The following is a 15,507-nucleotide window of genomic DNA, read 5'->3' on the forward strand; positions in this document are numbered from 1 at the left end:
AGCTATTAGCTCTACATGAAATAAATTAATGGGCTCTCTGCGAGAACTCTCTGGCATTTACGGTCAAAACAATAAAAAATCCCTCAAACTATCGCTTGAGGGATTTCAATATATTCTTGATTCTAAGATTTACTTAAGAATCTTTCTTAGCGTTTCTAGTTCTTTCGCCTTCGTCCAAATAGATTTTTCTCATTCGGATAGACTTAGGAGTGATCTCTAGGTACTCATCCTTTTGGATGTATTCCATAGATTCTTCTAGAGAGAATTTCTTAGCTGGAGTGATACGCGCGTTGTCATCAGAACCTGAAGCACGCATGTTGGTCAATTTCTTGCCTTTCTGCACGTTCACCACGATATCATTGTCACGAGAATTTTCACCGATTACCTGACCTGTGTAAAGATCGTCACCTGGCTCTACGAAGAATGTTCCTCTGTCCTGAAGTTTATCGATCGCGTAAGCAGTACACTGCCCGCCATCCATAGAAATCAATGAACCGTTAGTACGACCTGGGATCGGGCCTTTGAAAGGCTCGTAGGAAGTAAATCTGTGGTTCATGATCGCTTCACCTTGAGTAGCAGTAAGCATATTGTTTCTCAAACCGATCAATCCTCTTGATGGGATGTTGAATTCCAAATGCTGAAGATCACCCTTTGGCTCCATGATTACCAATTCACCTTTACGCTGAGTTGCTAGTTCGATCACTTTACCAGCAGTTTCCTGAGGTACGTCAACTACCAAGGTCTCAATAGGCTCACATTTAGTGCCATCGATTTCTTTGAAAATCACCTGTGGTTGACCTACTTGAAGCTCGTAACCTTCTCTCCTCATCGTTTCAATCAAAACCGACAAGTGAAGAATACCACGACCGTAAACCAAGAACTTATCTTCAGAATCAGTTGATTCTACACGAAGTGCAAGGTTTTTCTCAGTCTCTTTCATCAGACGGTCTCTAAGGTGACGGGAAGTCACAAATTTTCCTTCTTTACCGAAGAAAGGAGAGTTATTGATTGTGAAGAGCATATTCATGGTAGGCTCATCGATAGAGATACGAGGAAGGGCTTCCTGATTTTCAACATCAGAGATAGTATCTCCAATCTCGAAATCTTCGATGCCGGTCACTGCGCAGATATCACCAGCCGGTACTTCAGTAACTCTAAGTTTACCTAGACCTTCAAAAGTATGAAGCTCTTTTACTTTCATCTTTTTGACTGTACCATCAGCCTTCATCAAAGCGATCTGCTGACCTTCTTTGATCACGCCTCTTTTTACACGACCGATAGCAATTCTACCTACGAAATTGGAGTAATCCAATGACGTGATCTGCATCTGAAGTGTACCTTCGTCGATTTTTGGAGCTGGAATGTGTTCTAAAATAGCGTCCAAGAGAGGGAAGATGTCTTCTGTAGGGTTTTTCCAATCTGGACCCATCCAGTTTTGCTTAGCCGAACCGTAAAGCGTCTGGAATTCCAGCTGCTCTTCAGTTGCGTCCAAGTTGAACATCAATTCGAATACTGACTCCTGAACTTCGTCTGGGCGACAGTTTTCTTTATCAACTTTGTTTACAACGACAATAGGAGTCAATCCAAGATCCAATGCTTTGCCCAATACAAATCGGGTCTGAGGCATAGGGCCTTCGAAAGCATCCACCAAAAGGATCACTCCATCAGCCATCTTCAATACTCGCTCTACTTCACCACCGAAATCGGCGTGACCAGGGGTATCGATAATGTTGATTTTAGCGTCTTTGTAACGAACGGATACATTCTTTGAAAGAATTGTAATTCCTCTTTCACGCTCCAGGTCGTTGCTGTCAAGAATCAAATCTTGAAACTGCTGGTTCTCTCTGAAAATCTGAGAAGCATGAATGATTTTATCCACGAGTGTGGTCTTGCCGTGGTCAACGTGTGCGATAATCGCAATATTCCTAATGTTCTGCATGGTTTGCTTATTGAGGCTGCAAAAGTACAAATAAAATTTTGGAGTAAGGTTATCTACCTGTGAAGTTTAGTGTTATGTATCTCAAAGCTTGGATTTAGATCTATAAAGTATGGTTTGAATTGCGCGATACTTTTGGGTTTTATGAAAAAGGCTTTCAATAATCGCTGAGATTACTGCAATCATCAATTACGCGAGCTCGTAGATTGCTTGTAGTTTTTTGGTTTCTTCGACTGATTTATTTAGTACACGGGGGATTAAAAAGATAGAGATAAAGCACGCGAGCATAATGATAATGCCAAACCATGTAAATATGCTTTGAGCGGTAAATGCAAAGGTGTAATCTGGGTTTTCGAAATACAGCAGACTATGAAGGTTGAACTGTAACATTACATTGAAAAAGCCAAATGAATTTGTTGAGCTTCTATAGGATACATAGTTTTTAAGATTCTTGTTGGTGTTCCAATATCTAATAATGGTGAAGATTATAGCGATTAAAGTGAACGCTCCTCCCCAAACAGGTAAACTCACTTGCTCTCCAAAAAGGCTGCTGTTCGTGCTCAGCCAATAGAGAATATACCCCACTGCCAAAGGGTAGATGATTCTAAGGCTTTTAAAGATGGTTTTAAACTCTTCCCAGAAAAATCTTCGATAACGCCTTTCTATACTTTTGGTATAAGACTCAGCCAAATCTGAAAACCCAAAAATCCCGAACTCCCCATGAACTTTGCGGAATGCATCCTCCAGTGGTAGATTTGGATTTTCGTCCAACAGCACTTCCACCTTACAGGCCACATGATCCAAGATCTCATATTGCAGATCGATCTCCGGATAGCCTTTATAGGAGATAAGCTTTTTGAGAGTAGTGATTTGAGAAGGAGAGAGTTTCATGCCAATTGAGCTCTTTTTACAGTGCTAGAAAGCACTCTGAATCCAGCTACAAGAAGTAAGCAGAACCAGAAAGTAAACGCATAAAGCAAGGTTTGATCGGTATGTCCAGTCCACTGCAGCCAGTCTAGTTGCAATACAAATTGACTTAATATGGCGATCATGAATAGCGTATTGCCAGCAGCTACGATTTGAGAGTTTTTGAGCAGTCTAGTTCTGATTAGTCCCAATAGTGCAACAGATGAGAATGCTATGATAAATGAAATCTTCAAGACCATCTCTGCAAAATCAGGAGTGGTGTGAGAAAAAACATTTATCCAAAAGCCAATTAGGCAAGTCATAATGACAACTTTAAAAAGCAGCCAAAAAGAAAGCATCTTGTTGAAAATTGCCTTCAGCATTCCTACATGTGTTTGAAGTAGAAGACTTCGCTGGTACTTACTTTTTTCGAGGCTGCGTAATTTTTCCTGTAGCAGTGAATCGAAAGACCTTCCTTGCGCTAGTTTGCCTTCAATCTCAGAAGCAAAGTGGTCTACCAATTCGGCTCTAATATCTTCGTAATAGATCTTTCCATTAGAGAGAGAGGATTGAATTTGGGTAATTTGTGATGGGGAGAGTATCAAATTGAGTGAAGTTTGGTTGTAGTAGAAAAGCCTAGGGAAAGTACAATTCTAAATAATGAAAGACCATAGATGAGCACGATCAGAAGGAAAATGTTGCTGATGTCAAAGAAACCGGCTTGATGGAAAATAATTTCTAATCTCATATTTGGAATATTCAGTATGGAAGATATGCCTACCCCAGATAAAATCGCAAATCGACCATAAATTTCTTGGGTTACTGCCCGAACATAGCTTTTTTTCCAAAAGACTAGATTGAAGTGAAATAAGGATTTGTCTTTGGAAAACATGAATACTAAACCTGTCACGATAACTATCCCGAGCCATGCACTCAATAGATATTTGCCAAATAGAATTGAGATTAGAACTGATACTGTTGAAAGAGCGATAAAGGAAATGGAAGTCCGAACATCATATTTCCAAAACATGAAACTCTCGATTTGCATCTTAGTCACTTGTTTTTGAGATGTTTTTCGCAACTCTTTTTCCATTTTTTTCACTGCATCTCTAGAGAAATCTTTATTCAATTTTCGGAAAACCTCTGCTGAGTCAGCCACTGAACATCTTTCAAGCGCACTATGGTAATGATCAAAGGTCTCCTCGTACACTTCTGTATAGCGTATATGAAGACTTTTGAGTCGAGTATGTATCCATTCGAGTTCCTGTTCTGTAAGTTTTCTCATAGCTTCTTGATTAAAAAAATTAGATGTTGAAACCTGGTTTAAGGTCTGGAGTCAGGATTCGTTGGAGGTTTTCTACGAAGCCTTGCAACTCAGACATTTTGCTGGTGACTTCCTTCTGTCCATCCTTAGTCAGGCTATAATACTTTCTGACTCGGTTGTCCACTTGCTCGATTTCTGTACTCAATAACCCTTCTGCTTCCAGTTTGTGCAACGCAGGGTAGAGCGCGCCTTCGGTGATTTTGATTTCACCTGCAGTCAGTTCTTTAACACGTTGGGTTATTTCATACCCATACATACGTTCATTCTCTTCCAAGAGCTTTAGAATGATCGTTTGTAGAGAGCCTTTGATTAAATTATTGTTTGACATAGTTTCGCTGAATTACCTAGCTAAACCAAATATATAGAAAAATTATATACATAAGAATTTTAGGTATTATTTTTACTGGAGTTTTTTAGAGAGGAGTGTATTAGGGATTTAATGCATGTTTGATGCCCGATGTCCGATGCCTGATGTTTGATGTCCGATGCGGCACTCAACGGTCACCCGACATCGGACATCGTGCCAATTATCTAAACAAACTCTTTCATTCCCACCCAAATTTCCGCACTTTTCTAGAATGGATTACCAACACCTTATTGAAGAAGTGTACCAGGAAGTACAAGAAGAGAACCTTAGAGGAAAAGTTGCCGACTACATTCCTGAAATTGCCAACGTAGATCCGAACAAGTTTGGAATAGCATTGGTGGATCTCAAAGGAAATGTTTTTGGAGCAGGAGATTATAAGGAACAGTTTTCCATTCAAAGTATCAGCAAGGTTCATACGCTCACGATGGTGTTCAAGGCCTTCGATACAAAACTTTGGTCACGTGTGAATGTGGAGCCGAGTGGTGATCCATTCAACTCCATAGCGCAGCTGGAGTACGAAAAGGGGATTCCGAGAAATCCTTTTATAAATGCAGGAGCATTAGTGATTACAGATGCATTGTGCAGCAAATTTGAGAAACCTATAGCTCAACTGACCGAGTTTATAAATGAGATAGCTGGCGATACCTGTGTGAAAATCAACCCTGATGTCAAAAATTCAGAAAAGAATCATGGTGAACGCAATACGGCCTTGGCCTATTTTCTAAAGTCCTTTAAGAATTTCAACAATCCCATCGAAGAGGTACTAGAAGTTTATTTTTCGCAATGTGCTATTGCGATGAGTTGTGTAGATCTAGCTAAATCATTCTCATTTCTTGCCAATGACGGCTATTCTATTTTTGCCGAAAGGCAGATTCTATCAGAAAGCAACGCCAGACGGATTAATGCGCTGATGCTGACCTGTGGGTTTTATGATGAAGCAGGGGAGTTTGCCTTTAGAGTAGGTCTTCCTGGTAAAAGTGGAGTAGGAGGAGGGGTGGCCGCTGTGATGCCACATAAGTTCAGCATTGCAGTTTGGAGCCCTGAACTGAATGAAAAGGGCAATTCCGTCAAATCAATTAAAGCCTTGGAGCTTTTGACTAATAAATTGGAATTTTCTTTATTCTAAATTTTCACTTTAGCTCATTAGATAGGGGCTTTGGTTACTGTAAAATTAAAGCGACTGTATCTGACTTGGTACGCAATTTTAGCCAGGTAAGTAATTTATTGGTGTCGGCAGCGCTTGGTTTTTTGGTAAACTCGGCATACGCCACTAATAGCGTATCAGTAGTCTTTGAATCTAGATTACTTACTAGCGAGCGGTTCAGAGTAAATTTTTTCAAGCTAGGGTGATTGATCTTCGCTTCTTGTGCTATTTCATTGCCCAAGGCCCGAACTTGAGAATAGTTTGCTACTTCAGCTTCCAGTATGGCTATTTTTTCATCCTTATTCTGAATAAGCATCTCATTGCGTTCATAAAGATCTTTAAGGATTTCTGAGCGAAGGATGTTCATGTCTGTTCCCCGGCTGCCACTTTGATTGATCTGCAGTTGGGTATTATCAAAGCCTTGAATTTTTACTTTTTCCCGCAGGGACTCTATACTCTCATCCGCTAGAACTTCTCCGATCAGATTAATTTTGATCACTCGAGGATCGGAGTAATAGGTAAATTCGGAGCTAAGTACCTGAGTTTTTGGAAATATCATTTCACTTTGAACAAAGGTTTTTGCCTGCTCTTCCCAAAATGATCGCACCACTATCCCATAGGCTAGGTATACACTAGGAACTATTGTTAATATAGTGAAAATGGTAATGTAGGTCTGAACTCGCTTTTCTTGTTTGTTGTCCATGAATTCCTTTTTCGGATATTTCATGAAGCGGACGATGAGGTAAGTCGATAGAGAGATGAAAACAGAGTTAATGAAAAACAGGTAGAATGCACCTAAGAAATAATAGGGATTCATCGTGGCTAAGCCATAGCCCGCCGTGCAGAGTGGAGGCATTAGAGCAGTGGCAATCGCCACGCCTGGAATGGCATTACTTTTCTCTTTTCTGGAGCCAGCGATGATTCCAGCAAGTCCTCCGAAGAGTGCAATTAAGACATCCCAAATTGTAGGTTCAGTTCTCGCCAAGAGCTCAGATTGAGCATCATCTAGCGGAGTGAAAGCGAAGTAAATTGAGGATGTTAAAATTGCTATAAATACAGCTACTGCGAGGTTTCTGAGGGAGCGTTTTAGCAGTTCGAAATCATTGATTCCCGCTGCCATCCCGATTCCCATAATGGGACCCATCAGGGGCGAAATGAGCATGGCTCCAATGATGACTGCCGTTGAGTTGACGTTCAATCCTACCGAAGCAACAAGAATAGCAAAGATCAAAATCCAAAGATTAGCACCTTTAAATTCTACGTTCTTCCTTACATATTCTATGGTTTCCAGTTCGTCTTCTTTGCCCTCATGTAGGTCAAATCGATCTCCGATATAAAGTAGAAATCGGATAAATTGGTTTTTGTTTTTCTTTCTAGCTTTTGGCTCCGTCATGTCTGAGTGAAAAATAAATCGCGGCAAAATAGCCAAAATCCCCAATTGTTTTGAGGTGCTACAAGCCTATTTAATTACCAGAATATTCTATGGAGGGTGTAATTTTGAGTTTTACTAGAGCTAAGCTGAGGACTCATTTATCACCACTATTATTAGTAATCTAAGCTTTATTGTTTGTGTTGTAACTAGTTGATTTAGTGTATTATAAAGTTGGTTTAGGGTTGTCATAATTTGATTAGACTAAAAAAATTAGCCTAGTCTAAAAATTAGTTAAATGACAATTGATCTATTTGACGATTATAATTCACTTTTTAGTTTCTGATTTAAAGAGTTTAGCGATTGCTCAGGCTTTCAGCACCTGAGTTGAATAGCAATATCTAGAATCCTCTTTGATGAAGATTGAATTTTTGATTCAGAATTTTTTAAACTTAGCAAAATCAATTCATCCTTTTTATCATCAAAATTTACCCAATGAAAGCTAGTAGCGTTCAAAAAATCCTTCTGCTCGACGATGATAGAATCCAAAAAATTTTGGTTGAGAAAAGACTTTTAAAAATTGACTCTGGTCTCGAATTTGTTTATTTCGATACTCCTAGTAAGGCATTGGAATTTCTGAATTCAGAGTCGGTTGATTTACTTTTGGTTGATTTAAATTTACCTGAAATGAGTGGATGGGAATTTGTAAATGAAGTAGTGAAAATGAGTCCAAATTCCATAATAATTTTGCAATCCGCATCTGTCGAAAGAGTCCATATTGAGCGCGTTAATTCAGATCCAAGAATCAGTTATATTTTTGAAAAACCCCTGAGTGAATCTGACTTTAAATCAATCCTTGGACTTTGAGGTTTAATATCCTATCCTTAACAATAAATTAATTAATTTCGAGCCATCAGAATGAATATATGACTGAAAAAGCAGCAGACAGAAAGCCCCTGCTTTCAAAGAAAATAGATAAGTTTTTTGCCGGACTGGCAGATGCTTGGAATTTTGTGTTACGATTCTTCAAAGAATTATTTGTTCCTCCTTATGAATTTAAGGAGGTCATACATCAATGCTATCGTATTGGTGTGGAGTCCTTACCACTGATTTCTCTTACAGGTTTCATTGTAGGTATTGTATTTACAAATCAATCTAGGCCATCCTTGGCAGAATTCGGAGCGACATCATGGTTACCATCATTGATTTCCATTGCAGTCGTGAGAGCTATGGGACCTTTGGTTACAGCCTTGATTGCAGCGGGTAAGGTAGGTTCAAGTATCGGCGCAGAAATAGCTTCTATGAAGGTAACCGAGCAAATCGACGCAATGGAGGTTTCGGCTACTAATCCATTCAAATTTCTAGTAGTTTCTCGCGTGATTGCTACTACCCTTATGATACCCTTACTGGTAATGTACACTGACTTTGTTGCATTGATAGGGTCTTTTCTAAGTGTGAACGCTAATGAAATGGTGAGTATGACTACTTTCTTTGTTCAGGTTTTTGAATCTATATCATTTCTTGATATTACTTCTTCAATTCTGAAATCGCTGTTATTCGGTTTCACTATTGGAATCGTTGGTTGCTACAAGGGATATCATTCTTCCAAAGGAACAGAAGGAGTAGGTCGTGCGGCCAACGCTGCAGTAGTAATGGCCATGTTCTTGATATTTATTGAAGAGCTCTTGGTACTTCAAATCGTGAACGCAATTCGAGCATTTTAATTATGAGAGAAAAGGTTGTAGAAATCCGTGGTTTGGAGAAGTCTTTTGGAGACTTGGATGTACTGAAAGATGTAAATCTTGAGCTGTACAAGGGAGAGAATTTGGTTGTCTTAGGGAAGTCAGGTTCGGGTAAATCTGTTTTGATAAAAATCATGGTTGGATTACTTAAACAAGACTCTGGTTCAATGAATGTTTTGGGGAGAGAAATTTCCACTCTTAAGACAAAAGAACTGAACGAATTAAGATTGCGGATAGGATTCTCATTTCAGAACTCAGCACTTTACGATAGTATGACAGTTCGTGAGAATATGGAATTTCCGTTAGTTAGAAACGTAAAGAATCTGTCAAAGAAAGAAATTACGATGAAAATAGAAGGCTTGCTTGACAGTGTAGGTTTGCCTCAGTCCATTAATCAAATGCCTTCTGAACTATCTGGGGGTCAGAAAAAGAGGATTGGCGTAGCACGCACTTTAATCTTGGAGCCAGAAATAATGCTTTATGATGAACCTACAGCTGGATTGGATCCGATAACCTGTGGAGAACTTAATGCACTTATTAACCAAGTAAAAGATGAGTATAACACTTCCTCTATAGTTATTACGCACGATTTGACTTGTGCAAAGGATACAGGTGACCGTGTAGCTGTATTGCTGGACGGCGAATTTAATGCAGTAGGAACTTTCGAAGAGATATTTCCTAACGCAGAGGATCCAAGAATAAAATCATTTTACGATTATAATTTTATCAACTCATGAGAGGCGAAAATAAAAGATCAGTGCTAGTAGGCATATTTGTCCTTGTAGGCATAGCAATCCTCGTTACGGGGGTGTTGACTCTAGGGGGTCAGCAGAAAAAGTTTGTAAAAGCGATCCAGCTTAAGGCTGTCTTTGATGACATAGGAGGATTGCAGACGGGAAATAACATCTGGTTTTCAGGTGTGAAAATCGGTACAGTTCGGAAAATTAACTTCTACGGAGATTCTCAAGTAGAGATAGAAATGAACGTGGAGCAAGAAGTGGTAGAATTCATCAGAAAGGATTCCAAAGCTACTATCAGCTCTGATGGTCTTATCGGAAATAAAATCATTGTGATTTACGGTGGAACAACATTGGCCCCTCCAGTAGTCGATGGTGATAGACTAGAATCGGTAATGCCACTGGATACCGACAAAATGATGGAAACTCTTCAGGTTAACAACGAGAATCTAGTAGAAATCACTGGTAACCTTAAAAATCTGACTAGCAAGCTTGCCGAGGGTGAGGGGATGGTTGGTGCTGCTTTGACTGATTCTTTACTTGCAGAAAGCTTTAAAGCTATAGTGAGAAATCTTGATCAAGCCTCTGTCAATAGCAATCGTATGATTAGGGAGCTCAATAGTTTTACCTCTAAGTTGAATCAAAAAGGAAATCTATTCAATGATTTGGTAACAGACACTACCATGGCTGCCGATTTGAGACAATCTATGGAGAGCCTCAAAGAAGCTGCAGCTAACTCGGAAGAAATGACTCAAAAGCTGAGTGCAATCACTGACAAGTTTAACGATCCTAAAAATTCAGTAGGAATGCTTTTAAACGATCCAGAGTTTGCTCAAAGTCTTAAAAGTACGCTTGAAAATGCTGATTCAGCTACGTATAATTTGAATCGTGGAATGGATGCTTTGGAATATACTTGGCCTTTCAATAAAGGATTTAAACGTAAGCAGAAGGCAGAAGAAAAGGCTAACAATTAAGAGTACTTACGCTATACAAATAGCAAATTATCTGTCTCTTGAAATATAAAAGCAGCAAGAAATAAGTTAGACTTTTGGTTTTAGGATATTTCAATCACGTGTCTACGCTCGCCTGTCTACTCAAATAAAATAATCAAGGTGTTTGTCAAGAATGCCGATTCTATGTTAAGATTAATCTTCATCTTCAAGCCCGCGGGAAATTTTTTCGCGGGCTTCTTGTTTTTCATCTCCGTTTGCCTTCATCGTATCTGTATCATTGGCGCGGGTGAGAACTGCTTTGAGAGAAATCGGGAAATGGTCTGAACCTATCCCGTCTTGTACCTTTAAGCTAGCGACACCGAAATGCTTGCTCAAAAAGATATGATCTAATGGCCATCTGAAAAGAGGCACTTTTGCATGGAACGTATTAAAAAGCCCTCGGCCACGTCGAGGATCAGCCATCTCCGAGTTTTTCAAAAACAACTCCGTGGTATAGCTCCATGCTACATCGTTCAGATCTCCTATCACTAACGAAGGCTTAGAGTTTTCCTTTGACTTTTTCCCAACTAGTAATATTTCCGCATCTCTTTCTGTACTTTTTTCATTTTCACCAGGAACTGGAGGTGTAGGATGAATCGCGTAAATCGTAATTATTTCCCCATTCCGAAGCTTTATATCGATCTCAAGTGATGGAATTTCATCATCTATAAGGTAATTTATTTCCTGACGGACTATTTCCAATCGGGTGTAAAGTAACAAACCATAGGTATTGTCTAATGGGAGTTTTATCTGGGTTGGGTAATCCTTTTCTATTTCCGAGAGGCCTTTTTCCCATGCTTTGTCCGTCTCTACAAAGAATACTAAATCAGGATCTACAGATTTCACCAGAGCAACCGCCTTGTGATAATTTGTATTATACTGATAAACATTGCCAACTAAAATATTAATACCAGCTTCTTCAGAATAAGGAACTGTGTCAATCATTTTCTTACTCAATACTGTAAATGGCAGGACTTTTCCGACTAGGTATAATGCGCATATACCTAATAGTCCGGCCCATACGTAGTTTTTTATATTTAGAGAGCGTACAAAAGGCGCAAGCCATAGTGAAATTAGAATTACAATGATGATAAACTTTTGGAGTCTGGGATAATCAAAGATCCGAACCCACCAATAGTCAAGCTTGACCAATGGAAAAAATGTTGCGAAGATGAAAAACACACTGAATATCCGTAGTATAATGTAGCCCATGTAAAAGTTTGATTTTCTTAAGTTATATTAAAGATGAAGAATTTACCTGTTTAATGGCAAGACTTTGGAGATCAAATACCAAAAATGGAATGTTAAGCAGAAAATTCAGGTTAAATATTAGAGCACTTTTTTTCACCAAAGACCCTTTTTATTATGAAACAAGACCCATACCAGATCAAAACTACCCTAAAAACTTCAAAAGGAGAACATGCCTACTGGAGTTTAGAGAAACTAGAAGCAAGTGGTCACCCAGTAAAGCATTTACCTTTTTCTATCCGAATATTATTGGAAAATGCCTTAAGGAATTTCGATGATTTCGCGATTACTAAGGAACACTTGGATACGCTGATCAATTGGTCACCTGAAGCATCTGATAAAGATATCCCTTTTAAACCTGCCAGAGTATTGATGCAGGACTTCACAGGAGTTCCAGCTGTAGTGGATATTGCATCGCTGCGATCTGAGGCTCATCGAAAAGGTAAGGATGCAAGTACGATCAATCCTCTCATTCCAGTAGATCTTGTTATAGATCACTCGGTTCAAGTAGATTATTTTGGGACAAATTACAGTTATCAGAAAAACGTAGAGAAGGAATATGAGAGAAACTCAGAGCGCTATAAGTTCCTGAAATGGGCTCAAAAGACGTTTGATAATTTCTCCGTAGTACCTCCGGGAATGGGGATTTGCCATCAGGTTAATTTAGAATACTTAGCCCAAGGGGTAATCGAGCGCGATGGTTTGGTTTTCCCGGATTCACTAGTCGGCACGGATTCCCATACGCCGATGGTAAATGGGATCGGAGTAGTAGGCTGGGGAGTTGGGGGAATCGAAGCAGAAGCTGCAATCTTAGGCCAGCCGATTTACTTCATTATGCCAGAGGTAGTGGGCTTAAAACTGACAGGCAAGTTGCCAGCAGGAACAACGGCTACAGATATGGTCTTGACCATTACCGAATTACTCAGAAGAAATAGTGTGGTTGGGAAGTTTGTGGAGGTATTTGGCCCAGGTCTGGATCATTTATCAGTACCGGATCGAGCTACGATTGCCAATATGTCACCAGAGTTTGGTTGTACTATTACCTATTTTCCTATAGATGATCGAACCCTAGATTACATGGGCAAAACTAATCGCTCCGCCGATCAGATCAAACTAGTTGAGGAGTATTGCAAAGCAAATATGCTTTGGAGAAAAGACGAAGATCTAATCAACTATAGTTCTGTGGTTGAATTGGATTTGGGGACCGTTGAAGCTACCGTTTCTGGTCCAAAACGACCTCAGGATAAAATTTTAGTACGTGATTTCAAACCGAAATTTGGAGAGCTACTTCAATCAGTTCACGGAAGAGAATATATTCCTATTGATAAAAGAGAAGAGGTTGCTCGATTTGTAGAAGAAGGTGGGGGACAAACTGAAGATCAATCTGGTACTAAAGCTCCATCTGATACAGAGATTAAAACTAAGATTAAGAATGGTTTGAAGACTGTTTCAGTATCCCTGCATAACGATAAGTTTGAGCTGTATGATGGCTCTATTGTCATCGCCGCGATCACTTCGTGTACTAATACATCCAATCCATCAGTTATGATAGGAGCTGGTCTGGTCGCTAGAAAAGCTCGGGAATTAGGTGTGGATGTGAAACCTTGGGTGAAAACTTCCTTGGCGCCAGGGTCTAAAGTAGTAACAGATTACTTGGAAAAAGCTGAATTGCTGGAAGATTTGGAAGCGCTAAAATTCCATACCGTAGGTTATGGTTGTACTTCCTGTATCGGTAATTCAGGCCCGCTTCCCAGACACATTGCACAAGCAGTAGAGGAGAATGACTTAGTGGTGGCTTCGGTGCTTTCAGGAAATAGAAATTTTGAAGCTAGAGTTCATCCTCAGGTGAAAATGAATTACCTCATGTCGCCAATGCTGGTGGTGGTGTATGCCATTGCAGGTCGAGTGGATGTGGATTTATATAACGAGCCAATCGGTTATGATCCAAACTTGGCACCGGTATTTATGAAAGATATTTGGCCTACGGACGAGGAAATCGCCGAGGTGGCGAAGAAAGTTCTTTCTCCTGATGACTATCAAAAAAGTTACGGAGAGATCTTCGAAGGCAATGACATCTGGAAAGAATTGCAATCTGGTGAAGGGGAGATTTATCCTTGGGATGAAAGCAGTACGTACATCAAGGAAGCGCCATTCTTCAAAGATATTTCTACTGAAGTGCCAACCGCAAAAGACATTTTGAATGCGAGAGTTCTGTTGAAATTGGGTGATTCTATTACTACAGATCATATTTCGCCGGCGGGATCATTTAGACCTGATTCTGCGGCAGGCAAATACCTGAATGGAAGAGGTGTGGAGCGACCAGATTTCAACTCCTACGGTTCGAGAAGGGGAAATGACGAAGTGATGGTTCGCGGTACCTTTGCAAATGTGCGGATCAAAAACCAACTCAGTAAACAAGAGGGAGGCTTTACAACCTATATTCCTTCTGGAGAAGAAATGAGCGTATTCGAAGCTTCTGAGAAATATATGTCAGCCTGTGTTCCGCTTGTAGTCTTGGCGGGCAAAGAATATGGATCAGGATCTTCCCGTGACTGGGCGGCAAAAGGAACCACATTGTTGGGTATTAAAGCTGTGATTGCCGAGAGTTATGAGCGTATTCACCGTAGCAACTTGGTTGGAATGGGCGTATTGCCACTTCAGTTCTTGCCTGGAGAAACAGCCGAGAGTTTAGGCTTAACAGGCAAGGAAGAATTCAGCATTGTTGGAATTGAATCAGGGTTAACTCCAGGTCAGAAATTCGAGGTAATTGTCACTTCTGATTCTCAGGAGAAGAAAATCCAAGTGCTTTCCAGATTGGATTCACAGGTAGAGAATGCTTACTACAAGCATGGAGGAATTCTGAATTATGTGTTGAGGGATTTCTTGAAGGACTAATGAGCTGGAAGACGGGAGACCGAAGACCGGAGTAGCGAAATCGCTGGTGTTAGTTTCCCTGCTTTAGTTTTGAAGAATTTATATGCAAAACCCGTCAGAAATGACGGGTTTTTTTAATTTAGCTCAATTTGAAACCAATAGGCACTCTCACCATGGATGTTGTTTTGTTTCCATGCATGTCAATTGGCGCGATGAAACTTGGGTTATATGCTTCGACCACTCGAATGGCTTCTTTAATCAATGGCTTATAAAGATCATCTTCATTGAGGCAGGAAATCTCCACAACTTCCCCTGCTTCGTTGACATCGAGCTTAAGTATTACCGTACCCATTTCTCTTCTATCTCTCGCTTGTTGAGGGTACTTTAGGTTTTGAGCTAGAAATCTATGGTATTCACTCATCTCATAATTAGTTTGGAGCTGCATTGGGTCTTTCTTGCTCTCAATCAATGGAGTTTCCGAATCAGCCAGATAGAATTTATAATCTTGACCTGAGATATATTCTAATCGCGAAACTACTTTCTCTTCATCCAAGAAAACCCTGACAAAACTCCCATTGTCCACATTTTTTATTTCGCTGGAAATTAAATTCTGTAGCGTGTCATACTTAGATATAATAGCCTCATTATAGCCCAGCTCCTCATTATATTTCTCTGTGGTTTGACTGTACAGTCGGTTTTTGAGATCATAAATTTTGGAAATGGAGGAGCTGTCCTTTCCTGTGGTTAGAATTTGATTGTATTTATGTGTTCCAAAGTTTTCATTAAGAACTGGAGTCATTCCTCCATCTAATTTGATGATTACCCTTTCTTGAGCGATAAGGCATTCCGTCACTAGAGACGTATAAAA

At 39.9% G+C, this 15,507-nt stretch carries 14 protein-coding genes; 6 read left to right on the forward strand and 8 right to left on the reverse strand.

The genetic code is table 11. From position 1 onward, the window contains the following. Nucleotides 1-133: 133 nt before the first annotated feature. The 5 genes from typA to BVH02_RS07025 all read right to left on the reverse strand — a co-directional run bounded on the left by typA (nucleotide 134) and on the right by BVH02_RS07025 (nucleotide 4,494). Nucleotides 134-1,939: a translational GTPase TypA gene (gene typA, locus BVH02_RS07005; protein ID WP_086500591.1), complete on the reverse strand. Its 1,806-nt coding sequence runs from the start codon at nucleotides 1,937-1,939 to the stop codon at nucleotides 134-136. Nucleotides 1,940-2,125: 186 nt separating this feature from the next. Further along, nucleotides 2,126-2,827, reverse strand: coding sequence for a hypothetical protein (locus BVH02_RS07010; protein ID WP_086500593.1), 702 nt, complete (start codon nucleotides 2,825-2,827; stop codon nucleotides 2,126-2,128). Further along, complete coding sequence (locus BVH02_RS07015) at nucleotides 2,824-3,447, reverse strand: hypothetical protein (RefSeq protein ID WP_086500595.1); 624 nt, start codon at nucleotides 3,445-3,447, stop codon at nucleotides 2,824-2,826. Before BVH02_RS07015 ends, BVH02_RS07010 begins: the two co-directional genes overlap by 4 nt. Further along, complete coding sequence (locus BVH02_RS07020; RefSeq protein ID WP_086500597.1) at nucleotides 3,444-4,127, reverse strand: hypothetical protein; 684 nt, start codon at nucleotides 4,125-4,127, stop codon at nucleotides 3,444-3,446. Before BVH02_RS07020 ends, BVH02_RS07015 begins: the two co-directional genes overlap by 4 nt. Before the next feature lie 19 nt (nucleotides 4,128-4,146). Continuing rightward, nucleotides 4,147-4,494, reverse strand: a complete 348-nt coding sequence (locus BVH02_RS07025; RefSeq protein ID WP_086500599.1) for a PadR family transcriptional regulator — start codon at nucleotides 4,492-4,494, stop codon at nucleotides 4,147-4,149. Nucleotides 4,495-4,744: 250 nt separating this feature from the next. Between BVH02_RS07025 and BVH02_RS07030 the strand changes: the two genes are divergently transcribed. Continuing rightward, nucleotides 4,745-5,659 carry a glutaminase gene (locus BVH02_RS07030; RefSeq protein WP_086500601.1) on the forward strand — a complete coding sequence of 305 codons (915 nt, stop codon included), beginning with the start codon at nucleotides 4,745-4,747 and terminating at the stop codon, nucleotides 5,657-5,659. A gap of 34 nt (nucleotides 5,660-5,693) precedes the next feature. Here BVH02_RS07030 and BVH02_RS07035 read toward each other — a convergent pair whose 3' ends face one another. Then, a complete protein-coding gene (locus BVH02_RS07035; RefSeq protein ID WP_086500604.1) occupies nucleotides 5,694-7,070 on the reverse strand; it encodes a TIGR00341 family protein in 1,377 nt (458 codons plus the stop codon). A 471-nt stretch (nucleotides 7,071-7,541) separates the two neighbouring features. Here BVH02_RS07035 and BVH02_RS07040 point away from each other — a divergent pair, with 471 nt between their 5' ends. From BVH02_RS07040 to BVH02_RS07055, 4 genes are read left to right on the forward strand one after another with little or no spacing between them, the layout of a single operon-like run. Then, nucleotides 7,542-7,913 carry a response regulator gene (locus BVH02_RS07040; protein ID WP_086500605.1) on the forward strand — a complete coding sequence of 124 codons (372 nt, stop codon included), beginning with the start codon at nucleotides 7,542-7,544 and terminating at the stop codon, nucleotides 7,911-7,913. 59 nt (nucleotides 7,914-7,972) lie between these two features. Continuing rightward, entirely contained in the window at nucleotides 7,973-8,770 is a 798-nt protein-coding gene (locus BVH02_RS07045) for an MlaE family ABC transporter permease (RefSeq protein WP_086500611.1), read from the forward strand. 2 nt (nucleotides 8,771-8,772) lie between these two features. Continuing rightward, nucleotides 8,773-9,525: an ABC transporter ATP-binding protein gene (locus tag BVH02_RS07050; RefSeq protein WP_086500613.1), complete on the forward strand. Its 753-nt coding sequence runs from the start codon at nucleotides 8,773-8,775 to the stop codon at nucleotides 9,523-9,525. Continuing rightward, a complete protein-coding gene (locus BVH02_RS07055; RefSeq protein ID WP_086500615.1) occupies nucleotides 9,522-10,499 on the forward strand; it encodes an MlaD family protein in 978 nt (325 codons plus the stop codon). Before BVH02_RS07050 ends, BVH02_RS07055 begins: the two co-directional genes overlap by 4 nt. 171 nt (nucleotides 10,500-10,670) lie before the next feature. On the opposite strand, the gene BVH02_RS07060 is transcribed toward BVH02_RS07055, so the two are convergent. Continuing rightward, complete coding sequence (locus BVH02_RS07060) at nucleotides 10,671-11,729, reverse strand: endonuclease/exonuclease/phosphatase family protein (protein WP_086500618.1); 1,059 nt, start codon at nucleotides 11,727-11,729, stop codon at nucleotides 10,671-10,673. A 153-nt stretch (nucleotides 11,730-11,882) separates the two neighbouring features. Between BVH02_RS07060 and acnA the strand changes: the two genes are divergently transcribed. Then, a complete protein-coding gene (gene acnA, locus BVH02_RS07065; RefSeq protein WP_086500620.1) occupies nucleotides 11,883-14,660 on the forward strand; it encodes an aconitate hydratase AcnA in 2,778 nt (925 codons plus the stop codon). A gap of 118 nt (nucleotides 14,661-14,778) precedes the next feature. On the opposite strand, the gene BVH02_RS07070 is transcribed toward acnA, so the two are convergent. Further along, nucleotides 14,779-15,438, reverse strand: coding sequence for an energy transducer TonB (locus BVH02_RS07070; RefSeq protein WP_158093862.1), 660 nt, complete (start codon nucleotides 15,436-15,438; stop codon nucleotides 14,779-14,781). Nucleotides 15,439-15,507 lie beyond the last annotated feature (69 nt).

The sequence above is a fragment of the Algoriphagus ratkowskyi genome (assembly GCF_002150505.1).
Lineage (GTDB): Bacteria > Bacteroidota > Bacteroidia > Cytophagales > Cyclobacteriaceae > Algoriphagus > Algoriphagus ratkowskyi.